Source organism: Lacicoccus kunmingensis DSM 17847 (assembly GCF_059568765.1).
In genome coordinates this window covers 249,880-274,725 of sequence record NZ_JCANUC010000002.1, presented here as the reverse complement: position 1 = coordinate 274,725, position 24,846 = coordinate 249,880, and the positions used below count along the sequence as shown (strand labels likewise).

Here is a 24,846-nt window from a genome sequence, read left to right as displayed (position 1 = left end):
ACATCCTTTTTAATATATTATTACATATTTAATGGTAGCTCACGAGTGATACATTCGAATGTTGAAACAGTTGACGTTAATTGAGCGATAAGGTGTTTTGTTGTATCAAATACTGGAGAGGTGAAATCGATGAGAGTGGAGCTCACGAAATTTCGTGTTAAAGAAGGTAAAGGCAAGCGCGTGGATGCATGGATAGAGTATATGCATGAAAATATGGACGATGTACTGATGAACCTGGAAGGGGAAAAGATGTACGTCGAGACTATATTCAGAGAGAAATTCAACAATGTTGAATATTTATATTGGTACAGCGTGCAGGAAGATCAGATGAACGGCACAGATGAAGTGACCAATCAGAAGATTGATGAGAAGCATCTTGAGTTTTTTGATGAATGCATCGATAAGACTTTTCGCCCTGAGGATATGACAGCAGCTGTAGTTATGATTCCATCACGCATCAGGAATGCGATGGAAAGTAAATAAGTAGATGTTTGAATATGTAGAAGATTAAGAGTAGGCTGAGCTTACTCTTTTTTTTAATTCGGAGGGATAATATGAACGAGGTAATTTTAAATCGGTTATCAGATATGACTGAAGTGTTCTGGCTGAATGACAAATATGACGCTTATGATCATACTGCCGGAAACAGCGGATTTACTATTGAAGATATTCAGGCGGCTGAAGAGAGACTGGTGAAGTTTGCGCCGCTGATAAAACAAGTGTTTCCGGAAACGAAAAACAGCGGCGGGATTATTGAATCTCCTGTTGAGCGGATTGAAAATATGCAGGATGATTTAAATGAAGCTGAAGGAAAAGACTTAAAAGGTAAGCTGTATATTAAACGGGATGACATACTGCCGATTTCCGGCTCGGTGAAAGCCCGCGGCGGTATATATGAAATCCTGAAGTATGCAGAAGAACTGGCAGCAGCGCACGACCTGATCGATAAGGATGCGGATTATGCCCAATTCGCGTTAGAGCGCTTCAGAGAGATGTTCAGCCAGTATACGGTCGTTTGTGCCTCAACGGGTAACCTAGGCTTAAGCATAGGCATTATGAGCGCAGAGCTGGGTTTTAAAGTGGACATTCACATGTCTGTTGATGCGAAAGCGTGGAAAAAGACGTTGCTCAGGGATTATGGTGTCAATGTGATAGAGCACGAAGATGATTACAGCAAGGCGGTAGAAGCCGGCAGAGATGAAGCCATGAAGCGTGAAGATTTTTATTTTGTAGATGATGAAGACTCTGAAACGCTGTTTTTAGGTTATGCGGTCAGTGCGTTGAGACTGGAACATCAATTGGCAGAAGCAGGGATTGAAGTCAGTGCGGACAATCCATTATATGTATATCTCCCGTGCGGGGTCGGCGGTGCACCGGGCGGCATCACTTTCGGACTGAAAGAAGTGTTCGGGGGTGATGTCCATCCGGTATTTGCTGAACCGGTGAATTCACCCTGCATGCTGCTCGGGGTGATGAGCGGTAAGCATGATGAAATATCCGTGCGTGATATCGGGCTGGATAATGTGACGATTGCTGACGGACTTGCTGTCGGCAGACCGTCAAAGTTCATCGGCAAGACCGTGGAGGAGATGATTGAAGGATTTTATACCGTTCATGATGATGTATTGTATAAAATGCTCGCGAAGTTATGGGATACAGAGCAGATGAAACTCGAGCCGTCGGCACTTGCCGGTATGGCCGGCGGATACAGGCTGCAGGAGGAACGGCCGGATATGACTACGGGGACGCATCTTGTCTGGAGTACAGGCGGGAATATGGTGCCTGAAGACGTCTGGCAGAAAGACTATGAACGTGGTGTGGAATTGCTTAAGTAATAGAGATTAAATTCAAGACAACGGGCAGAAAGAAAGTTTGATAAGTATCTAAGTGAATATCGTATAAAAAATAACGGTCAAAATGAGTGATTAATTCATCTTGACCGTTTTTCTAATATTTATTCACCCCGATTGATAACTTCGAGAGCTTTTATAATTTCTTTGTGTGCACGTTTTCTGTGAGATTCCATGACATTTCTTGCAGCTTTTCCATCCTGTGCTCTTAAACATGAAATCATAGCTTTATGTTCCAGGATAGATCGCCTTGGATTAGGTCTGTGATCAATCGTATACAATCTCGCTCTGAAAAGTTTATCAGAATATATATCCAGCACTTTATTCAGACTGTCATTTTCTGATAGTTCTATTATACGATAATGAAATTCATCATCTGACTTTGCCCATTCCTTAATTTTTCCTTCTTCAAGCATTATCTCCTGCTGATTGACTATTTCCTCCAGGCTGTCTATTTCCTTATCATCGATATTTGATGCGGCAATTTCAATTGCAAGACCGTCCAATGCGGCGTTCATTTGATAAATATCATTCAAATCATCTATTTCGATTTCTGCGACATAAAAACCGCGTCTTGGTATCAATTCAAGCGCATCATCCATTTCGAGCCTGACTAACGCCTCTCTGACAGGTGTTCTGCTCATCCCCAAAGTCTCGGCAACTTCTCTTTCCAAAATAGTTTTACCCGGAGGCAATACTAAATTTCTGATTGCATGTCTGATGATGGTGTATGCCCTTTGAGGCAGTCTGAGAGAATCCAGGTTATTCATTCGATCAACAAAAGTTTTTAAATCTTTTAAAATCTTATCATTGGTTATCTCCTCTAAAGGTGAGTTATTTTTACGCTGTGCCATATAATCAATCCTTAACTCATACTAATATACTCATTATATATTACTTTACGAACGTTAGAAATACCTGATGTCTAAAATGCTTCTATCAAGCCTTTAAAGACGATTGGCACATAGTAATAGACTATCAGTACAGATATTATAATCGAAATTAAGTTCAGCCAGACTCCGGTCAGTGCCATACTGCTCATTTTTACATATCCGGTCCCAAATACGATTGCGTTAGGCGGTGCTGCTACCGGGAACATATAAGCGAATGTCGCCCCCATATTTGCTGCCACCATAAGTAATATCGGATTCATTCCAAGTGATACTGCTACGACTGCAACTATAGGATAAGCCATTGTTGATGTCGCGGTATTGGAGGTGAATTCCGTCATTATAGTTATAGTTGCAACTATTAGAGCAATCGCAATGATTGTCGGCATATTTTCAAACGCACCCAGTAAACTGCCAATCCATTCATCCAATCCGGAGTTCATTATGCCTGAAGCAAGAGCAAGTCCGCCGCCGAAGAGCCATAAAATACCCCATGGCAGTTTTAAAGCGGTGTTCCAATCCATAATATTACCTTCTCTGTTTTTAGCAGGGATTAAAAATAATAAAACCCCTCCAATTACAGCAATCAGTGCATCATCCAGAAGCGGTATAAAATTATTCAAAATATTGCTTCTGGTAATCCATGCTAATGCAGTTAAACCAAAAACAGTCAGTACAACTTTTTCTTCGTAAGACATCTTACCCAGTGCAGTAAGATCTTTTTTTATTAAATCTCTTCCTCCGGGTATACCTTTTATGTTCATGCGGAATGCCACTTTGGTTAAATATAGCCATAAAAGTGGAATAAGAACTAAAACTAAAGGCAAGCCAAACAGCAGCCAGTTGGCAAATGTAATCTCTAAATCGTACAGGTTATTTAAAGTTCCTGCCAGTATGATATTTGCAGGTGCTCCGATCAGAGACCCGAAGCCGCCTATGGTGGCAGAGTAGGCGAGACCAAGCATCAATGCTGTTCCAAATTTAAAATTGCCGGGTGCTGTGTCTGCAGGATTTTCCAGAGTGCCGCTTTCTTTTAATTGATCGGCAAATTGTTTAGTTACTGCAAGTGCTATCGGTATCATCAGCATCGTTGTTGCTGTATTTGATATCCACATTGATAGAAAAGCAGTCGCAATCATAAAACCGAGTATTATCATATTAGGATTTGTTCCTATAAAAGTGATAATCGATAATGCCACTCTTCTGTGCAGATCCCATTTCTCCATTGATAGAGCAATCATGAAACTCCCTGCAAATAGGAAGATTAAAGAATCACCGTAATTTGTAGTAACATCGCCTGTCTCCATAACACCTCCGAGTGGAAAGAGTATTATCGGCAGTAAAGATGTCACTGGTATCGGTATGGCTTCAGTGACCCACCATGTTGCCACCCATAGAATAGCAGCTAATACTGTATTTGCTTCTTCCGGCATCGCATCGGGTGTCGGTAAAATCTTTATCATCGCAAAAAGCAGAGGTCCTAAAACCAATCCTATTTTTTGCGGCATAGAATATGACGGCGGACGATTCGCCTTGGACGGCACCTTAAAGTTTTCATAATCTTTAACGACATTATTCTTATTGCCTGGTGTAAATAAACTGATTGTAAACTTAAAGAAATTCCTTACCTGTCTGTCCCATGCCCACATCAAATTCCAGATACTTTTAAGTAATTCCATATATTAAATCCCCCTTATTCTGTTAACGCTTCCAAAATACAAACTATTGATAAATTTCTGAACTAATATCTAATAGATTAAACAATGAATACGTTATTGTCAAATATATTATAAAAATAGCTATATAAATATTTTATTTGACTTTAATGAATACGTTATTGTAATATGGAATTAATTAAAACAGAGGAGGATTTTTATAATGAGTAAAAAGTTCAAGATAGCAGTAATCCCAGGTGACGGTGTCGGTATTGAAGTGGTAGAGGCAGGTATTAAAGTACTTGATCATCTGGCGGAAGAATCAAATGGAAAGTTTGAGTTTGAATATGATTATTTCCCTTGGGGCTGTGAATATTATTTAGAACACGGTAAAATGATATCTGATGACGGTGTAGAAAAGATGCGTGAATATGATGCAATCTACTTCGGTGCTGTCGGTTATCCGGGAGTGCCTGACCATATAAGTTTATGGGGTCTGCGTTTGGCGATTTGTCAGGGATTGGACCAGTGGGCAAATATCAGACCTGTAGATTTTTTACCCGGAGTGCCTAGAAGAATCACACATAAAGATGCCGATGATTTAAACTGGATACTTGTAAGAGAGAATTCTGAAGGTGAATATTCAGGAATTGGCGGCCGTAACTTCGATGGACGTGAAGGCGGGCAGGAAGTTGCAGTTCAAAGTTCTTTATTCACTGAAAAGGGAACTGAGAGAATCATCCGTTTTGCATTTGATCTTGCACGTACAAGAAAACGTAAGAAAGTGACAAGCGTAACTAAAAGCAACGCGCAGCAATATGGTATGGTTTTATGGGACGAAGTATTTGAACGTGTAAGCAAAGAATATCCTGATGTTGAAACGGACCAGTATCTGGTAGATGCAATGGCTGCAAGATTTATCATGCATCCTGAAGATCTAGAAGTTGTTGTCGCTTCCAACCTTTTTGCAGATATTCTTTCAGATTTGGGCAGTGCGATGTCAGGAAGTTTGGGAATTGCATCAAGTGCGAACCTCAACCCGGAACGCCGTACGCCGAGTATGTTTGAATCCGTACATGGCTCAGCACCGGATATTGCAGGGCAGGGTATCTCGAACCCTATAGGCACAATAGAAAGTGCTTCACTTATGTTAGATCATTTCGGATTGGAAGATGAAGCGGCAGAACTTCACAAAGCAATTCGTTCAACTACTAAAAAAGGAATCTTAACTAGAGATCTTGGCGGGAATTATGACACTGAAGATGTAACAAACGCAATTATTGAAAATCTTGCGCCTGTTACTGATAAGGCATAATTAAATGTTTCAAGTCAGATAGGGGAGAAGGTTATGAAAATCATTGTAGGCATGGATTCTTTTAAGGGGAGTCTTTCTTCACAGCATGCGAATCATGCGGTTTCAAAAGGGATAAAAACAGTGTTTGAAGATGCAGATATAAAGACATACGTCATGGCGGACGGCGGAGAAGGAACGACAGAGGCATTGATCGATGGTCTGAAAGGGGAGATAAGGAAAGTGTCTGTTACCGGGCCGCTCGGTAATATGATTGAGGTTGAATACGGATGCGTCGAAGATGAAAATCTGGCCGTCATTGAAGTCGCTGAAGCATGCGGACTTCCGTTATTGGCAGAAGACGAACTGGATCCATACAGAGCGACGACGTATGGTGTCGGTGAGATGATTGAACACGCCTATGAAGCGGGTGCGAGACAGTTCATCATCGGGCTTGGCGGCAGTGCGACCAATGACGGCGGCGCGGGGATGCTTCAGGCACTTGGATATCAATTTATAGACTCGGAGGGTAAAGAGATTGAGCGGGGCGGCGGTTCGTTGTCCAAAATCGATAAAATAATAAAAACCTCGGAAGCCTCTAAATATGATGACTGCCATTTCAGGGTGGCGTGCGATGTTAATAATCTGTTATACGGCCCTGAAGGCGCGACTTATGTATTCGGTCCTCAAAAAGGGGTGACGGATAAGATGCTGTCACAGTTGGATGACGGACTTAAAAACTTTGCTGAAGTGACTGAGAAACAGATGAATGCCGATATATCAAAAGTTGAGGGCGGCGGTGCAGCCGGCGGACTCGGTGCAGCATTTTACGGTTACTTGAACGCGGGTCTTGAGTCAGGTATCGGACTTGTTATCGACCTTTTGGATATGGAGGAAGAAATGAAGCGTGCGGATATGATTATAACCGGCGAAGGTAAGCTTGATGTGCAGACTTCGATGGGCAAAGTGCCTGCGGGACTTGCAAAGTCAGCTGAAAAATATGGGGTGCCCATCATTGCTTTTGGCGGCAGTGTGACAAATGATGCCTACGAACTGGTGAACCATGATCTGAACGCAATCTTTTCTATCCAGCACTCCCCGGTATCTTTAGAAGAAGCGATGAAAAGCAGTACGACGAGCTTTAATTTAGAAAAAACCGTGAGTCAGGTGATGGCAGTTTTCTCGTTGAATAACTAACATAAAAACACCCGATTTCATTTTGAAATCGGGTGTTTTGCATTTACATATTTTCAACGTATTCCTTGATTACGACTGCCTGATTGTGTTCCTCGTCTTTTGCTGCAAAGAGCAGTGTCACATTATGACCGTCAGAGTCTTTTTTCAACTGCTTCAGATCTTCTTTATGGTCTTTCAGTTCTTTTTTATATTTCTTCTTAAATTCATCCCATTTGTCGGCATCGTGATCGAACCACTTCCTGAGATCTGTCGACGGTGCAATATCTTTCATCCATTCATCGTGTTCAAGATCTTCTTTCTTGATGCCTCTCGGCCACACGCCGTCAACGAGAACACGTTTACCGTCCTGCTGTGAAATATCATCATATACTCTTTTAATTTTAAGCATTATTGCTGTCTCCTTTCATTAGCCTTATCTTTCAATACCCGTTTTTCCTGAATTAAATGATGGAATTCCCGGTCCAGCGCTTCACTCGGTTCGATGGATAACTTTCCAAGGATTTCAGCGATTTTATTATCGAGAATCATCAATTCTTCCTCCGTGTCATCGATGGGCGATGCCTTCTGGTCACTGATCAGTCTGCCGTCTTTGACTGCATATTCGATGTCGGTGACACTATCTCTCAGCACTTTGTCATGGGAGACCAGGATGATGGTGGCAGGATGGCTTTCAAGCATTTCCTCCAGAGCTTCAAGTGTATGAATATCGAGGAAATTCGTCGGTTCATCCAGCATCAGCACCTGGATATCCGACAGCAGTATTTTGACGAGCTGGACTTTCACACGTTCACCGCCGCTGATGACATGGACTTTTTTATGGACGGCTTCGCGTTTGATGCCGAGCCTTGCGAGCACCGTCCTTACCGTCGTTTCATCATACAGACTGGTCTTAGAGACGTTTTCCATAATCGTCTTTTTATTGTCCAGCGATTCCAACTGCTGATAGAAGTATCCGATTTTCAATGTCGAGTCTTTATATTTTTCATGGATGTGATTGAGCAGTGTGGTTTTGCCGCTGCCGTTCAACCCCGTAATTGCGATTTTTTCACCGGCTTTTATGAATAAAGACCCATCTTCAATGATATGTCTATTATCGCGTTTAATATTTTCGTGTTCGATTCTGATAATCGTCTTCTGTCCGAGTGAATCCATATTCTGGGTATGGAACTTCACTTCTTTCTTCACGCGCGGTTTCTCTTTCTTTTCCAGCTGATCAAGCCGCGACTGCATGCCTTTAGCGACTTGGTGCAGTCTTTTCTGCTGCTTGTTGTAGTAGGGTGTCTCCATTTTCTTTCCGTCTACGCGATTTGCCTGATAAGCCTGCTTCTTTTTATTTTCCACCGCGTTTTCAAGCTGTGCTTTTTTATTCTCGTACTGCTTATGTTCTTCCTGAGCGCGCTCGAACTGATGGTCTCTCATCTCTTTATATTTATCGTAGTTGCCGGGATATACTTTGACTGTCTGATCTTCAATCGACCAGATTTCATCCACGATGCGGTTTAAGAACCCGCGGTCATGGGAAGCGATAATTTTAATATTATTGATGTGCTTCAATTTGCTGATGAGTGACTCCACATTCTGTTCATCGAGATGGGTCGTCGGCTCATCGAGCAGCAGGATGCCGGCGTCGCGGTTTAACGTCCGGTCCAGATAGAGCCTCGTCGTTTCGCCGCCGCTTTTTTCAATATCACTGTCTTTGATCTGCGGGATGAGCTGGATGGTGTCATCGGTGTAGCGTTCAGGCTCGGAAAGAATATGGTTGAACAGTGTGGTCTTGCCGCTGCCGTTTATGCCGATCAGCCCGATGGTCTTATGTTCCTGTACGTTCAGATCATCTGCCTCAAGCAGTGTTTCTCCAGTGATTTCTATAGTCAGATTTTGAATTTTAAGCATAAAAAAACCCCCGATTTTATAAATCGAATCAGGGATAACAAGCCTATATATGTTATAATAATATGCATTATAAAGCACAATATTATCCATATTGTTGAGTGGAGTTAGGCATGGAATTATCCTGATCCGACATTTTCTGCATCAAAAAATAAGCATGGATATGTCAGTTGAAAAGGATAATTTACTCCATCGGCCTCGATCACTCCTTCGAATATGATTAATTTAATATTACACTTTATCGACATAAATTACAATGAAAGGAGGATTTTCATGGACCGTCATGAATTCAAACAGAAAGTAATCGATTATGCACACAGTATCGGCATAGATGAAATCGGCTTTACACACGCTGAGCCTTTCGTGGAATATAAGGCCAAGCTCATCGATTACCTGGATAAAGGGTTCGCATCCGGCTTTGAAAAGGGCAGTGTGGAAGAGCGCACCAACCCTAAGGCCAGTCTGCCGAATGCCGAGAGTATCATTGCGATTGCGGTCGGTTATCCGAATAAGCTGCCGGATGCACCGAAGGGTAGGAAGGGCAGCCGCCGCGGTATATTCGCCCGGGCGTCGTGGGGCATGGACTACCATACTTTGTTAAATAAAAGGCTCAATAAGCTTGAAGCATACATCAAGTCACTGAACCCCGACATTGAGACGAAGTCGATGGTGGATACAGGAGTGCTCAGTGACCGGGAAGTGGCGAGAAGAAGCGGACTCGGATTTATCGGAAAAAATGGTTTCGTCATCAATCCGAATGTCGGCACGTATTCATATTTGGGGGAGATGATTGTCAGCTATCCGTTTCCGCCGGATGAGGAGCTGATCGACTCATGCGGAGACTGCAATATATGCGTCGACAGATGCCCGACAGGGGCGCTGGTCGGCAACGGACAGCTCGACTCGAACAAATGTATTTCATTTTTAACTCAGATCAAAGGCTCGATGCCGGACGAGTACCGTTCCAAAATCGGCAACCGTCTGTACGGCTGTGATACTTGCCAGCAGGTCTGTCCGAGAAATAAAGGCATCAACACGGACCATCATGAAGACATTATGCTGGAGCCGGAAATATTAAAGCCGGAACTGGAACCGCTGCTTGAAATATCCAACAGGGATTTCAAGGATAAGTACGGCCACCTTGCAGGTGTCTGGAGAGGGAAGAAGCCGATTCAGAGAAATGCTATAATTGCCCTGGCACATTTCAAGGAAGAATCATCAGTGGATACATTGAAACGAGTTGCAGAAAATGACCCGAGACCGATGATCAAAGGGACAGCCTACTGGGCAATCGGTCAGATACAAGGCAGCGAAGCCGTCGGATACATCAATGAGAGATATCCGGAGGAGCAGGATTCAGAAGTAAAAGAGGAAATGCTGAAAGGCATTCAGGAAGTCAGTCGTTAGAGAGGAAACAGTCATGCCAAATCACATCGTATTATTTCAACCGGAAATCCCGCAGAATACGGGGAATATTGCACGCACATGTGCAGCAACAGATACAACACTGCATCTGATCAAACCGCTCGGTTTCAGTGTCGAAGAGAAGATGGTCAGACGCGCAGGTCTTGATTACTGGGAATTTGTAGACATTCATTATTATGATTCCATAGAAGAATTCTTCGATCAGAACCCGGGGAATTATTATATGCTGTCCAAATTCGGAAAGAAGTTTCATTCCGAAATGGACTATTCGAAGACCGACGAAGATCATTACTTCGTTTTCGGCCGTGAAACAAGCGGCTTGCCTGACTGGGTGAAAGATAAGTATAATGAATCATTGTTAAGGGTGCCCATGACATCGGACGTCAGATCGCTGAATCTGGCAAACACCGCAATGTTATTGGTATATGAAGCGTTGAGACAGCAGGATTATCCAGAACTTATTTAGGAGGAACTTTACAACATGGATCAGTATGCAGTTATAGACTTACTTAAGAACCACCGTTCAATCCGTAAATTTACAGAAGAAAAACTATCAGATGAAACGATTAAGATGCTGGTGGAAGCGGCACAGAGTGCGAGCACATCCAGTTACGTACAGGCGTATACGATCATCGGAGTAACAGATCCAAAAAAGAAACAGGCGCTGAAAGAAATCAGCACGCAGCCTTATGTTGAAAACAACGGACATCTTTTCGTCTTTGTGGCCGACTACAGAAGGCACAGAGATTTATCGATTGAGAAAGATGCACCGATCAACTTCCATCTGACAGAGCAGTTCATCGTCGGTACAGTCGATGCAACACTTGCAGCGCAGAACCTTGCGGTGGCAGCAGAGAGCATCGGGCTCGGCATCTGCTTTATCGGTTCGCTCAGAAATGATATGGCAAAAGTGATTGAGATTCTTGAACTGCCGGAAGGCACCATCCCGTTATTCGGCATGGTGGCAGGTGTGCCTGCACATGAGGGCAGCATTAAAGAGCGTCTGCCGTTTGAAGCGGTCTATCATGAAAACACATATCAGAATCTGGATGAAACGAAAGAGGATATCGAGAAGTACGACGAACGTATCAGTGAATACTACAAACAGCGTACAGGCGGCAAGAGAGAAGATACTTGGAGTGACCAGGTCATCGGCATGCTTAATAAAAAGCAGCGCCTTGATGTAGACGAAGTCGTCAAGAAGCAGGGCTATCTCGGCCAGTAAACCAAAAAACAACCAGTCCAAACGGACTGGTTGTTTTAATTTCAGAAAAAATTATTTGATTCTTTCTTCGCCGTCGTCTTTGTAACCCCACTCAGATTCACGGCAAGCAGTTAAAATTGCAGTTAAAAACGCAATACATACCATTAAGATTAAAAATGCATCCATCAGTCTGCCTCCTAGCGTACTCACTTATATATTTAACATTATATATTATTATAACATAATTAAAAAGAGGGATTTAAAATAATTTAAAATATTAAGTGTGAAATGTTTTTATTGAAAATAAAGACCGTCAGCCCGTGAAGTGCCGTCGATTAAAATGATGAATTTTTATTAAAAGAAGGTTTTAAGTGCGTTCGGTGTTATTTTTGTTAAAATAATGGGTAAACTAACTATGATATGTTAAAACACAATTTATGGAGGAAACGATTATGGCTATGAATTTAAAAATTTTTGATAACAAAGAAACATTCAGTGTATATATTGCGGATATTTTAAGGAAACAGGTCCACAATAAACCTACAAGCGTACTTGCTGTTGAAATGAATGAAGATCTGGACTGGGCTTATGAAAAGTTCATCGGTGAGACGAAGCAGCATCCTGCAGATTTCTCACAGGTTCACATTTCGACTGTCGGCAAGCCTCAGACGGATATACTGAACAAACTGCAGATTCCTGAAAACCAGCTGCATACAGATGGCTCAAGCGAATCCCTCGAAAACATTTTAAAAGATAAAAAGCAGGTCAGTCTTGGACTTTTATATCTCGATGCAAAAGGCAATGTCGGTTTCAATAATGAAGACAAAAATGAATCATTATATGATGCGAGAGAATTATTTGTCGTTGCAACAGGTGCAGATAAGGCAGAAGCGGTTAAAGAGCTTTACAATGCCAAGGAGAATAACAAGGATGCATTCAGCCAGTTAAAATCTCACCGTATGGTGACGGTTGTACTTGACCGCGATGCGGCATCAAGTCTGGATCCTGACATAGTGGATTACTACAGCTACAAATTTGCGTAAACTTTGAAGAGGTGGCATGTGATGAAGAAGAAAGAATATAAAGAAGATTATTATGAAAATGCCGAAAATGAAGATTATAAAGACATGGTGGCGCCTGATGATAACACCATGACCCATGACATGGAGGATGTGCGTGAACTCGGCAGGGAGATGGAGCAGCTTTCCCAGAACGAGGACTATCCGATTGACACTTCAAATGACGAATCTCATGAAGAACAAAAAGAAAATAATGAATAACAGATGAATCCTCTAGTAAATTAGTATAAAATGTTGATAAATACTAATTTACAGGAGGTTTTTTTCATTGTCTTACAGAATTGAAAAAGATACTATCGGAGAAATCAAAGTACCAAGTGATAAATACTGGGCGGCACAGACGGAGCGCAGTCGTCAAAACTTCCCGGTCGGTAAGGAAAAAATGCCGATTGAAGTGATTGTTGCTTTTGCAGAACTTAAAAAAGCGGCATCAGTTGCGAACAACAGCCTGGGCAAGCTTTCTGACAATAAGAAGGAAGCAATCAGCTACGCTTGTGACCGCGTGATCAACCGGGAGCTCGATGAACACTTCCCGCTTGTCGTATGGCAGACTGGAAGCGGTACACAGAGCAACATGAACGTCAACGAAGTGGTCAGCTACGTCGCAAACGAGTACTTGAAAGAAAAAGACATTGAAGAGACCGTTCACCCGAATGATGACGTGAACATGTCCCAGAGCTCAAACGATACTTATCCGACTGCCATGCATGTGGCATTGCTCGTATCAGTCGAAGAGCAGCTGCTGCCTGGACTGATGAAATTGAAAAATACTTTCGAAGCACAGGAAGAAGAATTCAAATCCATCATTAAGATCGGTCGTACACACCTTCAGGATGCAACGCCGCTCACACTCGGCCAGGAAATCAGCGGCTGGAGATACATGCTTGAAAAATGTGAAGAGCTGATTGAAGAGTCGAAAAGACAGTTAAGAAATCTTGCGATCGGCGGTACAGCAGTCGGTACAGGAATAAACGCACACCCTGAATTCGGTTCACGTGTTGCGAGTGAACTGTCCGTCCAGACGGGTTACAAATTCATTTCCAGTCCAAATAAATTCCATGCGCTCACTGCACATGACGAAGTCGTTTATTTGCACGGTGCACTTAAAGCACTTGCAGCCGACCTGATGAAGATTGCGAATGACGTCAGATGGCTTGCTTCCGGACCGCGTGCCGGCATTGCCGAGATTGAAATTCCTGCAAACGAGCCGGGTTCATCAATCATGCCGGGCAAAGTCAACCCGACACAGTCAGAAATGCTGACGATGGTTTCAACTCAGGTGTTCGGTAACGATGCTGCAGTCGGTTTCGCTGCATCACAGGGTAACTTTGAACTGAACGTATTCAAGCCGGTTATTTTGTATAATACACTGCAGTCCATCTACCTGCTTGCAGACGGTATGGTAACGTTCAATGATAAATGTGCGGTGGGCATCAAGCCGATTGAAGAAAATATCGACAGATTCCTGAATACTTCATTGATGCTTGTTACTGCACTCAACCCGCATATCGGTTACGAAAAAGCGGCGCAGATTGCTAAAAATGCACATGAAAAAGGAATCACTTTGAAAGAGTCGGCGGTTGAGTCCGGTCACTTGACTGCAGAACAGTTTGACGAGTGGATCAAACCTGAAGATATGACTGAATCCAAAGAATAGGTGATTGTATTATGAAAAGAATCGGTTTAATTGATATAGGTTCAAACACCATACGTCTCGTATTGTTTGAATATACAGAGGAAACCGGATTGAAAGAGATTCAAAATATAAAAACACCTGCACGTCTTGCGAGCTTTTTGAATGACGACAATGTCATGGAAGAAGAGGGGATAGACAATCTGATCGATATACTCACAAGCTTCAAGGAAATAGCCGGCCAGTATGAGGTATCAGATTTAAATCCCGTCGCAACGGCGGCAATCAGAAACTCGGTCAACTCAGATGATATTGTCAAAAGGGTTAAAGAGGAAATTGACCTGGATATAAAAGTGATTACCGGCAAGGAAGAAGCTTTTTTCGGCTACCATGCCGTGACGCATACAATCAGTACCCAGGATGCGATCACAATTGATATCGGCGGGGGGAGTACAGAACTTACTTTCTTTGAAGATAAAGAGTTGATCTATTCAACCAGCCTGCCTTTCGGTGTGGTCACTTTACAGGAGATGTTTTTTGAAGACCGGGAGCATAATGACAAAGAGGCCATCAAAGAAGCGATGGCGTTTATTGAAAAACAATTGAGCGATGTCAGATGGCTGGCCAAACGCCGGGTGCACATTTTAGCAATTGGCGGCAGTGCCAGAAACATTGCGCGCATACACCAGTCGATGGTCAATTATCCGATTGCGGGTGTCCATGGTTATTCGATGGAGAAAAATGACCTGGATGATGTAATGAAGATATTGACGAAAACAGATGAAGACAATCTTGATGATATTGACGGACTCAGTAAAGACCGCAGTGATATCATCCTGCCGAGTCTGCTCGTCTTCCAAAAACTTTATGAAATTGTTGACGCCAGAGAATTCAAATTCAGCCGTAAAGGTCTGCGTGAAGGGCTCGCGATGCACCTGATCTCAAAGGACAAACCGTATGCCTTCAATAAGTACAGAATTTATGAAGATGCCCTGAATGAACTGGCAAATGATTTCAAGCTTCAAAAAATAGTGTATGATAAACGCATAGAGATTACTGAGAGGCTGTATCATGAATTAAACCGGCATGATATCATCAATATCTCGAAACACGATAAATATTTGATGAAAAATGCGGCTAAAATATTTTATCTTGGTGAATTCATCGACCGGGATGCGACAAGTCAGCATACGTTCTATCTGATTGCCAACAGCAACATCAATGGCATAGTCCACCGGGACCGTGTCAGACTTGCCTTGATGGCCAGTTTCAAAAATAAAACGCTGCTGAAGTTTTATGCAGAGGATGTCGGCTGGTTTGACGATGACGATATCAACCTTCTGCTTTCACTCGGCAGCATATTGAAGTTCTCGAATGCCCTGAACATATCCCACACAAACATTGTGCAGGATATGTACCTGGAAGAACATGAGGATGAATTTGTACTGACTGTGGAATACAAAGGTGATTCGATTGCTGAAAAATATCAGTCGATACGCCAGAAAAAACATATTGAGAAAATATTAAACAAAGATTTATCGATAATCTTTACAGAAGTTTAATATTTGTCATTTATAATAGGTGATTGGAGGGATACCATGGAATACAAACTCGATAATAAAGAATACTATGATAACCGGGAACTCAGTTGGTTAAGGTTTAATTACAGAGTGTTAGAAGAAGCGATAGATGGACATAATCCATTGCTCGAGCGCTTCAAATTCCTCGCAATCACCAGTTCCAACCTGGATGAGTTTTTCATGGTCAGAGTCGGCGGTCTGAAAGACCAGGTCAAGATGAATTACCATGAACCGGAAAACAAGACTAAGATGACACCCGGTGAACAGCTCGAAAGTATCAGCGGGCTGAACAGGGAAAATTGTGATGCTCAATATAGAATTTATCATGATTTGAAAGATGAACTTGAAAATTACGGCATTTATTTCAGAAGAGCTGAAGATCTGCCGGAAAAGCTCATGGATGAAACTGAAAGAATTTTTGACACTGAAATTTTCCCGTCACTGACACCTTTGGGGATTGATGCCTACCGTCCATTCCCTAAACTGATGAATAAAAAGGTCAATATATTCGTAAATCTGTCCAATGAACTCGGAGAGCAGACGGCCATCGTGCAGCTGCCGACAATCATTAAACGATTCTATACATTCCATGACGGTCCGAATACTTATGTTGTTCTGTCCGAGGATATTATCGTTAAAAATGTTGAGAAGTTATTCAAAGGTTATAATATCGACCGCACATTCGCATTCAGAATTACAAGGAACGCGGATTTGACGATTCATGAGGAAGGTGCGCAGGATCTTTTAATCGAGATTGAAAGATTTTTAAAAGAGCGTACAAGAGGCGCTGCTGTTCGTCTGGAAATCGATATCAGCACTAATCCGACAATCAACGGTTCATTTTTGAGAGAAGAGCTGAGCCTTGGGGAAGAAGATGTATATAAATTCGACGGCCCATTGGATTTAACGTTCCTGTTCGAGTTTGTTTCCAATCTGAAAAGGAAGTATCCGAAGCTGATCTATAAACCGTTTGAACCACAGACACCGAAGTTTCTCGGTACTGATGATGTGTATGAACGTTCTTTGAAAGAAGACGTATTCTTCCATCATCCGTTCGAATCTTTCAAACCGATTGTGGATTTCGTCAAAGAAGCGGCAGAAGATCCGGATGTACTTGCAATCAAGCAGACCCTTTACCGTGTATCGAGCGACTCGCCGATCATCGCAGCTTTGAAAGAAGCGTCGGAAAATGGCAAACAGGTTTCTGTACTTGTTGAATTGAAAGCGAGATTTGATGAAGAGAACAACGTTCACTGGGCGAAGGAACTGGAGGACGCTGGGTGCCACGTCATCTACGGTATGAACTACTTGAAGACGCACAGTAAAATCACCCTGGTCATCAAACGTGTGAAAAACAAGCTCGTGCGGTTCGTCCATCTGGGCACCGGTAACTATAACGATTCGACAGCCAAGCAGTATACCGATATGGGAATCATAACGACCGACCCTGAAATAGGTGATGATGCGATAAACTTTTTCAACTATTTAAGCGGATACTCATTGAAACCTGTATATAATTCACTGCATGTCGCACCGTTCGAAATCCGTGATCTTTTTGATGATCATATCGATAAAGAGATTGAATACCATAAAGAACACGGCAATGGTTATATCTTTGCTAAGATGAATTCTCTGACAGATAAGAAAATCATTGATAAATTATTAATCGCTTCTCAGGAAGGGGTTAAAATCGATCTTGTCATCCGCGGCATCTGCTGTGTGAAAGCAGGTATTCCGGGCGTCAGTGAGAACATTCGTGTAATCAGCGTTGTCGGCAGATTTCTGGAGCATACAAGAATCTATTACTTCCGCCACAACGGAGAAGATAAAATGTTCTTATCCTCTGCGGATATGATGACGAGAAACATGATCAAGCGTGTGGAAATCCTCTTCCCGGTGAATGAATCGAAAATTATAGAAGAATTGAAATCCATCAATGAACTTTATTTGATTGATAATAAAAAAGCGCGTTATCAGAAGCCGGACGGCTCTTATGCTTATGTGAGAAATGACCATGAACTGATCAGTGCCCAGGAAGAATTGATGAGACGGGCATTGAAAGTGAACAGAGAGCAGATAGAAGAGAAAGAGAACTTCCTGCTGACCAAAATCAAAAACAGATTTAAAAAGTGATAGATGTGGCGCCGTATCCGATTCCAAGTATTTTTCAGCCATGTTCAAATCGGAATCGGTGCTGAATTACGATTATAATTGTGATTGAGTCGGTGTCAAATCGGATATCGGATTGAAATTCGATTACTGGTTCGGATCAGCCATGTTCAAATCGGAATCACAGTCTAAATCCGATCATAGCTGTGATTAAACAGTCATCAGATCGGATGACATCTCATATCTCAATAAAAATCCCCCTGAAATCTCGTCAATTGAGGTTTTCAGGGGGACTCTTTTTTATAATGTGTCTTTATCCAGTGCGACTGTCACTTCTTTTTGAAGTATCGGGTGAATAAAGCTCATCTTGTAACTGAACAGCTGCAGGTCCCTAAGCGTGGCACCGCCGTATAGAGTGTCTCCGATAATCGGCATGCCGATATGCAGAAGGTGGACTCTGATCTGGTGGGTTCTGCCTGTTTCAAGTTCGAGTTCAATTTCACAGTATGCATTGGTCACTTTTGAGTGGATGATATTTGTGACGGCTTCTTTACCTTTTTGAGAAACATGGTATTTATTTCTCTCTTTAGGGTTTTTAGCGATCGGTGCTGAAATTCTTTGAGGTTCAACACGTTTTTTAGTATCGACTCTCGCGATGTAAACCCGCTGGATTTCACGTTCACTCAGCATATGGTCAAGCATCTTTTTTACGTAAGGATGTTTGGCGACGAGTATGACGCCTTTCGTTTCCTGATCCAGTCTGTGTACAGGCTCCAGATAATCGACATCCAATGTGTACAGCGCATGGTTTAAAAGTGTGTTGGTTTCATGCATCTGATTCGGGTGAGTCTTAACGCCGCGCGGCTTGAACAGCAGAGCAAGGTAACGATCTTCATATAGTACTTCACATGTTCTGTAGCTCGGCTTGTACTGGCTTGTCTCACCATCATCAGGCAGTATGACTGTATCTCCTGTTTGAACGACAGTATTCAAAGGTTTGTTATCTTCATTGATTTTTATGTCTTTTGACATTCTTAGAAGATGAAGTTCCTTTTTCGGAAGATGAAGGGTCTTTAAAATGTTTTCAAGTGACATATCATTAAAATTTTCATGTACTGTAAATTTCATATATTATTCTCCGGAAGTTGCAGCGATAAATGACTCATAAGATGCAACATCTCCAGGATTCCCTGTCATTCTCTCAACTTCTTCGCCGTCTTCAAAGTAGATCAAAGTCGGTGTTGCTTCTATTTCATATTCAGCCCAAGGCGCTTCGTATTCAAGAATATTCAATTGAATCAGATCTTCGCCTGACTGGTCAAATGCATCGACCAGAAGCGGTGTTGCTTCCTGACAGTGTGAACATGTCGGTGACCAGTAGTAGACATACTGGCTGTCGTTTTCATCGATTGCGCTTGCGACTTCATCAGGTGTCTTGTTGAACTGATAGTCCTCGTTGTCCAGTGCATCGATGGTCGGTCCTGTTAATTCTTCCGGCTCCTTATCCGTGTAAGGATAGTAACCTGAATCACTCAGCTGATCCGGATCTGATGAACTGTTATTTAAAACTAAAAATACTGCCACAAAGGCAATAACGATTACAGCGATGATAGCGTAAAATATTTTATTTCCCATATTGAAAAATCTCCTTTTACTTTTTAATGAATAATGAAAGCGTGAAAATAAGTGTAAATGCGATCAGTGACAGCAGTGGGATGGTAATAAAACCGAACCAATTAATATATTGTACAGTACAGTCCACGCCTGTACAAGCTGGCAGACTGTCAGCAACAAAAGTCAACTTTTGCATGCTGTAATGATAAATTGCAACCAATATACCGATACCGCTGAACACTCTGACATAAATTCTTGAATTTATATCTTCTTTAATAAGACCGATCAGTGAAATGATGACAAGAGGGTACATGATTATCCGCTGATACCAGCACATCTCACAAGGCACATATAATCTTATTTCACTGAAATACAATGAACCGAGCGTTGCAACCAATGATATTAAAAAGATTAACTGCATAAATAATTTGTTATTTTTCATAGAACGAACCATCCTCTTACTTTCTTTAGCTGTGTTCATACCATTCGATATTTTCAACTTTATCATAAATTACTTTCATCCGAATGGTCCGGGCAGGCTTTTTTGTGAACTTTGTGTGAGATAATTTCAAGGTGATTTCTCCGCTTTAAATAACCCATCTGACCGGGTTCATCTTTGGTCAGTTGTTATACTTTGATAAATTAATGGTATCATGAGGTTGTCTTATGTGATTTCATTTTTATTGCTTGTTGGTATCCACTTCAATATAACATGATATTCACATGTTGGTTTTGTATTATAGGTCTCTGAATCAAATATGAAATCCACCATCAAGAATTATTTGGGAGTTGTTAAAATGTTTAGTAAAAAGACTGAGCGGCTGAATATATTGGAATTGGCACAAATGGTCAAAGAAGGCAGAACGGCCAGACCTGCAGGGGAATTTGAAGCGGTGAGCGGCAATCTGGTAGTTTCCTTGTCATCCAAATCGTTATCGATTGAAAAAGATGAAACCGATACAGACAGTATTTATGATGAAGTATTCAAAGTTGAAATATTTCAGCTGCATAATGAAAACACGACGATGGATCAGCTCATCATCGTTTTTGATGATGATACACATCTTGAAAAAGAAGATATCAGCTTAAATGAAGCGAAGTCGATGTTCCCATCTGCCCGGTCGATGTATAACTTCTCTAAAGGAAGGCTGAATAAAGTATTCGACGCAGATATGCCGGGAGCAGCGGATTAAATAGAACACCAGTGTCAGGCCATCTGTACTCCAAATTGAAATGGAGAAAGGTGGCCTGAATTTTTAAGCTATGGCAGAAACTTGACTCATCCATCATTAAATCGGTTTAAAATACTAATTATAAGCCTATTGAGTTATATGATACTCTAAAATTGGATTATAATATTAGAAGCATAGTCTAAAAGCATTTGTCACTGAAGTGATTATAAATTACTTACATCAGATATAAATTAGGGTGTTTACATGAAGAGCAAATTACAATTATTAAAAGATATCGCAGAGTTTTTAAATGAAGAGACCGATCTGCATACGATGTTGAACGGTGCACTGCGTGAACTGGTCAACCATACGGAGTTTGAAACCGGCTGGGTGTTCTTCATCAATAAAGAAGGGGAGCATGAGCTTGCTGCAGATTATCAGCTACCGCCTTCAATGAAAAAGCGGGGCTGTCATTATTTGAAGGACGGGAGCTGCTGGTGTGTCAGAGCCTACCATAAACAGCAGCTGCAGACGGCGACGAATATATTCGTCTGTTCGAGACTGGAAAAAGCGCAACTGGAATTCCCCGGCGAAAATAACGGTATTACACATCACGCCACCATGCCGCTCATTTCCGGACAGGAGTCTTTCGGTCTTTTGAATGTCGCGAGCCCCGGCCGTGTAGAATTCGACCGTGATGAACTGGCACTGCTTGAATCTGTCGCTTTTCAGATTGGTTCGACACTGAAGCGTATCGAGCTGACGGCAAAAGAGAAGGAGAGTGTCGTCATCAAAGAACGCCAGAGACTGGCTCGTGACCTGCATGATTCGGTCAACCAGATGTTGTTTTCCATCGGCATCACTTCCCATGCCGCTAAAGCCCTCTCAGACGGCAAAAAGATCGATGAAGCACTTGTATCAATCGAGAATACTTCTAAACATGCCATGAAGGAAATGAAAGCCCTGATATGGCAGCTGAAACCGATCGGTCTGGAAAATGGTATCGTGCACGCGATAGAATCCTACAGCAGTCTCATCGGTGTCGATGTTAATATAGAACTGGACGGCTTCTATAATGTGAGTGATGCGGTTGAAATAGAACTGTACCGGATCATTCAGGAAAGTCTGAACAACGTGATGAAACATTCAGGCGTGAGGGGAGCCCAGGTCAATATGACCGTGCGTGATAAGAAACTTGAAACGACGGTTTCTGATAAAGGCACCGGATTTGGTCTGGAAAGTGACACTGAAACCAGTTACGGATTCAGCAACATGCGTGAACGAATCAGAACACTTGGCGGAGAGCTGGATATAGATACACAGATCGGCAAAGGCACAACTGTGAAAATTATAGTTCCGATAGAGGAGTGAGAGAATGTATAATGTCATAATTACAGATGACCATCACATCGTCAGAGAAGGTATGAAGTTTCTATTATCCACGACAGATAATATCAATGTAGTGGATGACTTCGGCAGCGGCAGGGAAACTCTGGATTATTTGGAAGCACACCATAAAGAAGTGGATTTAATATTGCTCGATCTGGTGATGCCGCAGATGGACGGCATCGAACTGACCCGTATAATAAAGACCGAGTATCCGAAAGTGAAAGTACTGGTGCTGTCGAGCTATACGAGCGAAGAATATATCCGTCCGGTCTTCCAGGCAAGGGCAGACGGTTATATCATCAAGGAAATGGAAGCGGAAGAACTGGTAACATCGATCAAAGATGTCATTCAGGGTGAAAAGGTCATCCATCCAAACATTTTGAAAATCATGGACAATACAGGAGACCTGCCGCATGAAAGGAACGCCTTGTCCGCAAGAGAAATAGATGTATTGAAAGAAATTGTCAAAGGTAAGTCCAATAAAGAGATTGGCGAAGCGTTATATGTCAGTGAAAAGACTGTTAAAACACATGTGAGCCATATTTTAAATAAGCTTGAAGTGTCCGACCGCACTCAGGCTGTCATATACGCAATCAAATATAACCTGGTCAAACTTTGATAAGACAGTTGGCTTAAAATAACGTTTCATCAATTTTGATGAGACGTTTTTTATGTGCATGAATTTTCCTGAAACCTACTGATTATATATATCACTCATGTGGAATTTTCCAGAAACATTTTATATGACACATCAAATAAAATAATTGTTGTTTAAATATGAATATAGATGTATAATCTGAAAGTGTTTTCATTTCATTGTCAGGAGGAATAGTGTGAAAGTAAGTAACCGTTTAACTATATATATTATAATCGGCTTGATTGCCGGTATTACTATTGGCTCGATTTTCAGCCCAATGGCCGACCAGGCGTGGGTGCAATGGATTGACCAATATATATTCAATGTAGTCGGTCAATTATTCTTGAGCATGATATTCATGATGGTTGTACCTGTCGTATTCATTTCAATCGTACTCGGTGTTGTGGGTGTCGGTGATCCTAAAACCTTAGGGAGTTTAGGCGTCAAAACTTTATTATTTTACTTAATGACGACAGCAATCGCGATCTCGATTGCGATGATTGTTGCACTTGTACTGAAGCCGGGCGTCGGCCAGTCTGAACTGTTGGACTCAACAGAAGTTGAGGATTACCGTGAAACCGAACTCGGCGGAGAGACGGGAGAAGCAATCAATCAGACGTTTGACCAGACGCTGATTAATATTATCCCGACAAACGTCGTTGAAGCGATGAGTACGGCGAACATGCTTCAAATTATCGCATTTGCCATTTTCATCGGTATTGCGATGATTGCAGTGAAGGATAAAATTCCAGGACTGCTCAAACTCTTTGAAGAAGCGAACGAAGTCGTAATGTGGATAGTGCTTGCAATCATGAAATACTTTGCAGCAATTGGCGCATTCGGTCTTGTAGCGACAGCATTCACGCAGGCCGGTTTCGGAGCGATTCAACAGCTCGGTATGTACTTTGTCTGTGTACTCCTTGCACTGCTGATCCATTTAGTATTCATATACGGGTCAGTCATCAAGTTTCTTGCGAAAAAACCGTTCATCTGGTTTATTAAAGGATTTGCACCGGCGATGGGTGTTGCATTCAGTACATCCTCATCCAGTGCTGTGCTGCCGATTTCAATGGAAACAGCGCAAAAGAACCTAAAGGTCAGAAAGAGCATATCGAGTTTTGTCCAGCCGCTCGGTGCGACGATCAACATGGACGGGACAGCCATTATGCAAGGTGTGGCGACGGTCTTTATTGCTCAACTGACCGGTGTCGATTTAACCATCATGCAAATGGTAACCGTCGTAGTTCTTGCAACGGTTGCGAGTATCGGTACAGCCGGGGTGCCTGGTGTCGGTCTTGTAATGCTGGCTATGGTGCTGACTGCAGTGGGGCTTGATCCTGCCGCAATCGGAATTATCATCGGTATCGACCGCTTGCTGGATATGACCCGTACCGCCGTCAATATTACAGGTGATGCCGCGATTGCTTCCGTGCTGAATGAACAGCAGAACAGGAAGGAACAAAAAGCAAAAACAGGGGTGTAAGCTGAATTTTACACTTTTGATGCAAAAAGCTATATAATGTAGGGGTATATGGGAATTCAATAAGTGAACACTTATTGAACTTATCTTGTATACTCTTTTATTTTTGGTAATTTTATATTATCATGTTTTAAGTGTATAATTTAACGTTACTATAAATAGTTATTGGTAGTTGTATTATTGAAAGGGTGTTATTTAATGGATAAACAGGCTTTTATAGAGACTCTACAGTCTAAATTCAAGATGGTACGTACCGAAGCCGGGTACACTCAGGATTCGATGAGCCATACTATAGGATTATCAAAGAAAACTTTAGTTCAGATCGAAAAGGAGAGAATCCTCCCGAACTGGACGACTTGTATTTCTTTATGTGCATTATTCAGAAACAGCGAAGTATTGACAAATACTTTTTCCGGTGATCCCATGGAGCTGGCTCAAGTAATCTCAAGAGGTCATTGTGTATATCCACTTTATGACAGTGAGAAAGTTTACTGGGAAACGCTTGAAACAAGAAGTGGATACGCACTTCAGTTTAATAAAGGCAACAAAATATACAGAGTGATGAACGATCAGAATCAGCCGGTCCATGCCTCTTATATCGAGCGTGAAATCAGAACATTCTTCAACAAACAAGTGGAACTTCAGCCTGTATAAATTTCATATAAAGAGCAAAGCGATCAGATGCTTTGCTCTTTTTTTCTATAGAACAGTCGTTTTATGGTATTATTTAGAAGTGCGAAAAGCTTTGAAG

The 24,846-nt window shown here is 42.0% G+C and carries 24 protein-coding genes; 17 read left to right on the top strand and 7 right to left on the bottom strand.

Annotation, left to right across the window (positions count from 1 at the left end):
- Positions 1 to 129: 129 nt before the first annotated feature.
- Both BO48_RS03930 and dsdA read left to right on the top strand, forming a co-directional pair.
- Positions 130 to 483 (top strand): DUF6176 family protein, encoded by a 354-nt coding sequence (locus BO48_RS03930; RefSeq protein WP_496366135.1) that lies wholly within the window; start codon positions 130 to 132, stop codon positions 481 to 483.
- Positions 484 to 554: 71 nt separating this feature from the next.
- Entirely contained in the window at positions 555 to 1,835 is a 1,281-nt protein-coding gene (gene dsdA, locus BO48_RS03925) for a D-serine ammonia-lyase (protein ID WP_496366134.1), read from the top strand.
- 119 nt (positions 1,836 to 1,954) lie between these two features.
- Here dsdA and BO48_RS03920 read toward each other — a convergent pair whose 3' ends face one another.
- Together BO48_RS03920 and BO48_RS03915 are read right to left on the bottom strand one after the other, a co-directional pair.
- The gene (locus BO48_RS03920) at positions 1,955 to 2,704 is read right to left on the bottom strand and encodes a GntR family transcriptional regulator (protein ID WP_496366133.1); all 750 of its coding nucleotides are present in this window, start codon (positions 2,702 to 2,704) and stop codon (positions 1,955 to 1,957) included.
- 71 nt (positions 2,705 to 2,775) lie between these two features.
- A complete protein-coding gene (locus BO48_RS03915) occupies positions 2,776 to 4,419 on the bottom strand; it encodes an SLC13 family permease (RefSeq protein ID WP_496366132.1) in 1,644 nt (547 codons plus the stop codon).
- 199 nt (positions 4,420 to 4,618) lie between these two features.
- On the opposite strand from BO48_RS03915, the gene BO48_RS03910 reads away from it, so the two are divergent.
- Both BO48_RS03910 and BO48_RS03905 read left to right on the top strand, forming a co-directional pair.
- On the top strand, positions 4,619 to 5,710 hold the full coding sequence (locus BO48_RS03910) for a tartrate dehydrogenase (protein WP_496366131.1): 1,092 nt from the start codon (positions 4,619 to 4,621) through the stop codon (positions 5,708 to 5,710).
- Between the two features lie 33 nt (positions 5,711 to 5,743).
- Positions 5,744 to 6,883 carry a glycerate kinase gene (locus BO48_RS03905; RefSeq protein WP_496366130.1) on the top strand — a complete coding sequence of 380 codons (1,140 nt, stop codon included), beginning with the start codon at positions 5,744 to 5,746 and terminating at the stop codon, positions 6,881 to 6,883.
- A gap of 43 nt (positions 6,884 to 6,926) precedes the next feature.
- Here BO48_RS03905 and BO48_RS03900 read toward each other — a convergent pair whose 3' ends face one another.
- Positions 6,927 to 7,271, bottom strand: a complete 345-nt coding sequence (locus tag BO48_RS03900; protein ID WP_496366129.1) for a DUF488 domain-containing protein — start codon at positions 7,269 to 7,271, stop codon at positions 6,927 to 6,929.
- Positions 7,271 to 8,776 (bottom strand): ribosomal protection-like ABC-F family protein, encoded by a 1,506-nt coding sequence (abc-f, locus tag BO48_RS03895; protein ID WP_496366128.1) that lies wholly within the window; start codon positions 8,774 to 8,776, stop codon positions 7,271 to 7,273. Before abc-f ends, BO48_RS03900 begins: the two co-directional genes overlap by 1 nt.
- Positions 8,777 to 9,046: 270 nt before the next feature.
- On the opposite strand from abc-f, the gene queG reads away from it, so the two are divergent.
- The 8 genes from queG to BO48_RS03855 all read left to right on the top strand — a co-directional run bounded on the left by queG (position 9,047) and on the right by BO48_RS03855 (position 17,827).
- On the top strand, positions 9,047 to 10,180 hold the full coding sequence (gene queG, locus BO48_RS03890; protein WP_496366127.1) for a tRNA epoxyqueuosine(34) reductase QueG: 1,134 nt from the start codon (positions 9,047 to 9,049) through the stop codon (positions 10,178 to 10,180).
- 13 nt (positions 10,181 to 10,193) lie between these two features.
- Entirely contained in the window at positions 10,194 to 10,664 is a 471-nt protein-coding gene (gene trmL, locus BO48_RS03885; RefSeq protein ID WP_496366126.1) for a tRNA (uridine(34)/cytosine(34)/5-carboxymethylaminomethyluridine(34)-2'-O)-methyltransferase TrmL, read from the top strand.
- Positions 10,665 to 10,679: 15 nt separating this feature from the next.
- Positions 10,680 to 11,423 carry an oxygen-insensitive NADPH nitroreductase gene (gene nfsA / locus BO48_RS03880; RefSeq protein WP_496366125.1) on the top strand — a complete coding sequence of 248 codons (744 nt, stop codon included), beginning with the start codon at positions 10,680 to 10,682 and terminating at the stop codon, positions 11,421 to 11,423.
- Between the two features lie 431 nt (positions 11,424 to 11,854).
- The gene (locus BO48_RS03875) at positions 11,855 to 12,445 is read left to right on the top strand and encodes a 6-phosphogluconolactonase (protein WP_496366124.1); all 591 of its coding nucleotides are present in this window, start codon (positions 11,855 to 11,857) and stop codon (positions 12,443 to 12,445) included.
- Between the two features lie 21 nt (positions 12,446 to 12,466).
- On the top strand, positions 12,467 to 12,682 hold the full coding sequence (locus BO48_RS03870; RefSeq protein WP_496366123.1) for a hypothetical protein: 216 nt from the start codon (positions 12,467 to 12,469) through the stop codon (positions 12,680 to 12,682).
- Positions 12,683 to 12,749: 67 nt separating this feature from the next.
- The gene (fumC, locus tag BO48_RS03865) at positions 12,750 to 14,138 is read left to right on the top strand and encodes a class II fumarate hydratase (RefSeq protein ID WP_496366122.1); all 1,389 of its coding nucleotides are present in this window, start codon (positions 12,750 to 12,752) and stop codon (positions 14,136 to 14,138) included.
- Between the two features lie 11 nt (positions 14,139 to 14,149).
- Positions 14,150 to 15,676: an exopolyphosphatase gene (gene ppx, locus BO48_RS03860; RefSeq protein ID WP_496366121.1), complete on the top strand. Its 1,527-nt coding sequence runs from the start codon at positions 14,150 to 14,152 to the stop codon at positions 15,674 to 15,676.
- Positions 15,677 to 15,712: 36 nt separating this feature from the next.
- Entirely contained in the window at positions 15,713 to 17,827 is a 2,115-nt protein-coding gene (locus BO48_RS03855) for an RNA degradosome polyphosphate kinase (RefSeq protein WP_496366120.1), read from the top strand.
- 276 nt (positions 17,828 to 18,103) lie between these two features.
- Here BO48_RS03855 and BO48_RS03850 read toward each other — a convergent pair whose 3' ends face one another.
- From BO48_RS03850 to BO48_RS03840, 3 genes are read right to left on the bottom strand one after another with little or no spacing between them, the layout of a single operon-like run.
- Complete coding sequence (locus BO48_RS03850; RefSeq protein ID WP_496366119.1) at positions 18,104 to 18,931, bottom strand: RluA family pseudouridine synthase; 828 nt, start codon at positions 18,929 to 18,931, stop codon at positions 18,104 to 18,106.
- Positions 18,932 to 18,934: 3 nt separating this feature from the next.
- The gene (locus BO48_RS03845) at positions 18,935 to 19,438 is read right to left on the bottom strand and encodes a thioredoxin family protein (RefSeq protein ID WP_496366118.1); all 504 of its coding nucleotides are present in this window, start codon (positions 19,436 to 19,438) and stop codon (positions 18,935 to 18,937) included.
- A gap of 16 nt (positions 19,439 to 19,454) precedes the next feature.
- Positions 19,455 to 19,859 carry a disulfide oxidoreductase gene (locus BO48_RS03840; RefSeq protein ID WP_496366117.1) on the bottom strand — a complete coding sequence of 135 codons (405 nt, stop codon included), beginning with the start codon at positions 19,857 to 19,859 and terminating at the stop codon, positions 19,455 to 19,457.
- Positions 19,860 to 20,214: 355 nt separating this feature from the next.
- On the opposite strand from BO48_RS03840, the gene BO48_RS03835 reads away from it, so the two are divergent.
- The 5 genes from BO48_RS03835 to BO48_RS03815 all read left to right on the top strand — a co-directional run bounded on the left by BO48_RS03835 (position 20,215) and on the right by BO48_RS03815 (position 24,749).
- A complete protein-coding gene (locus BO48_RS03835) occupies positions 20,215 to 20,610 on the top strand; it encodes a hypothetical protein (protein ID WP_496366116.1) in 396 nt (131 codons plus the stop codon).
- A gap of 243 nt (positions 20,611 to 20,853) precedes the next feature.
- Complete coding sequence (locus tag BO48_RS03830) at positions 20,854 to 21,960, top strand: GAF domain-containing sensor histidine kinase (RefSeq protein ID WP_496366115.1); 1,107 nt, start codon at positions 20,854 to 20,856, stop codon at positions 21,958 to 21,960.
- Positions 21,961 to 21,964: 4 nt separating this feature from the next.
- Positions 21,965 to 22,597 carry a response regulator gene (locus BO48_RS03825; RefSeq protein WP_496366114.1) on the top strand — a complete coding sequence of 211 codons (633 nt, stop codon included), beginning with the start codon at positions 21,965 to 21,967 and terminating at the stop codon, positions 22,595 to 22,597.
- 214 nt (positions 22,598 to 22,811) lie between these two features.
- On the top strand, positions 22,812 to 24,098 hold the full coding sequence (locus tag BO48_RS03820) for a dicarboxylate/amino acid:cation symporter (RefSeq protein WP_496366113.1): 1,287 nt from the start codon (positions 22,812 to 22,814) through the stop codon (positions 24,096 to 24,098).
- Positions 24,099 to 24,293: 195 nt separating this feature from the next.
- Positions 24,294 to 24,749, top strand: coding sequence for a helix-turn-helix transcriptional regulator (locus tag BO48_RS03815; protein ID WP_496366112.1), 456 nt, complete (start codon positions 24,294 to 24,296; stop codon positions 24,747 to 24,749).
- Positions 24,750 to 24,846 lie beyond the last annotated feature (97 nt).

What these genes read in the sequence shown, in the direction of transcription:
- trmL (WP_496366126.1), top strand. Translation starts at nt 10,194, where the DNA reads ATGCCAAATCACATCGTATTATTTCAACCGGAAATCCCGCAGAATACG.
- BO48_RS03930 (WP_496366135.1), top strand. Translation starts at nt 130, where the DNA reads ATGAGAGTGGAGCTCACGAAATTTCGTGTTAAAGAAGGTAAAGGCAAG.
- BO48_RS03855 (WP_496366120.1), top strand. Translation starts at nt 15,713, where the DNA reads ATGGAATACAAACTCGATAATAAAGAATACTATGATAACCGGGAACTC.
- BO48_RS03825 (WP_496366114.1), top strand. Translation starts at nt 21,965, where the DNA reads ATGTATAATGTCATAATTACAGATGACCATCACATCGTCAGAGAAGGT.
- BO48_RS03915 (WP_496366132.1), bottom strand. Translation starts at nt 4,419, where the DNA reads ATGGAATTACTTAAAAGTATCTGGAATTTGATGTGGGCATGGGACAGA.
- BO48_RS03850 (WP_496366119.1), bottom strand. Translation starts at nt 18,931, where the DNA reads ATGAAATTTACAGTACATGAAAATTTTAATGATATGTCACTTGAAAAC.
- nfsA (WP_496366125.1), top strand. Translation starts at nt 10,680, where the DNA reads ATGGATCAGTATGCAGTTATAGACTTACTTAAGAACCACCGTTCAATC.
- BO48_RS03830 (WP_496366115.1), top strand. Translation starts at nt 20,854, where the DNA reads ATGAAGAGCAAATTACAATTATTAAAAGATATCGCAGAGTTTTTAAAT.
- abc-f (WP_496366128.1), bottom strand. Translation starts at nt 8,776, where the DNA reads ATGCTTAAAATTCAAAATCTGACTATAGAAATCACTGGAGAAACACTG.
- queG (WP_496366127.1), top strand. Translation starts at nt 9,047, where the DNA reads ATGGACCGTCATGAATTCAAACAGAAAGTAATCGATTATGCACACAGT.
- BO48_RS03910 (WP_496366131.1), top strand. Translation starts at nt 4,619, where the DNA reads ATGAGTAAAAAGTTCAAGATAGCAGTAATCCCAGGTGACGGTGTCGGT.
- BO48_RS03905 (WP_496366130.1), top strand. Translation starts at nt 5,744, where the DNA reads ATGAAAATCATTGTAGGCATGGATTCTTTTAAGGGGAGTCTTTCTTCA.
- BO48_RS03815 (WP_496366112.1), top strand. Translation starts at nt 24,294, where the DNA reads ATGGATAAACAGGCTTTTATAGAGACTCTACAGTCTAAATTCAAGATG.
- BO48_RS03875 (WP_496366124.1), top strand. Translation starts at nt 11,855, where the DNA reads ATGGCTATGAATTTAAAAATTTTTGATAACAAAGAAACATTCAGTGTA.
- BO48_RS03840 (WP_496366117.1), bottom strand. Translation starts at nt 19,859, where the DNA reads ATGAAAAATAACAAATTATTTATGCAGTTAATCTTTTTAATATCATTG.
- dsdA (WP_496366134.1), top strand. Translation starts at nt 555, where the DNA reads ATGAACGAGGTAATTTTAAATCGGTTATCAGATATGACTGAAGTGTTC.
- BO48_RS03920 (WP_496366133.1), bottom strand. Translation starts at nt 2,704, where the DNA reads ATGGCACAGCGTAAAAATAACTCACCTTTAGAGGAGATAACCAATGAT.
- ppx (WP_496366121.1), top strand. Translation starts at nt 14,150, where the DNA reads ATGAAAAGAATCGGTTTAATTGATATAGGTTCAAACACCATACGTCTC.
- BO48_RS03835 (WP_496366116.1), top strand. Translation starts at nt 20,215, where the DNA reads ATGTTTAGTAAAAAGACTGAGCGGCTGAATATATTGGAATTGGCACAA.
- BO48_RS03900 (WP_496366129.1), bottom strand. Translation starts at nt 7,271, where the DNA reads ATGCTTAAAATTAAAAGAGTATATGATGATATTTCACAGCAGGACGGT.
- BO48_RS03845 (WP_496366118.1), bottom strand. Translation starts at nt 19,438, where the DNA reads ATGGGAAATAAAATATTTTACGCTATCATCGCTGTAATCGTTATTGCC.
- BO48_RS03870 (WP_496366123.1), top strand. Translation starts at nt 12,467, where the DNA reads ATGAAGAAGAAAGAATATAAAGAAGATTATTATGAAAATGCCGAAAAT.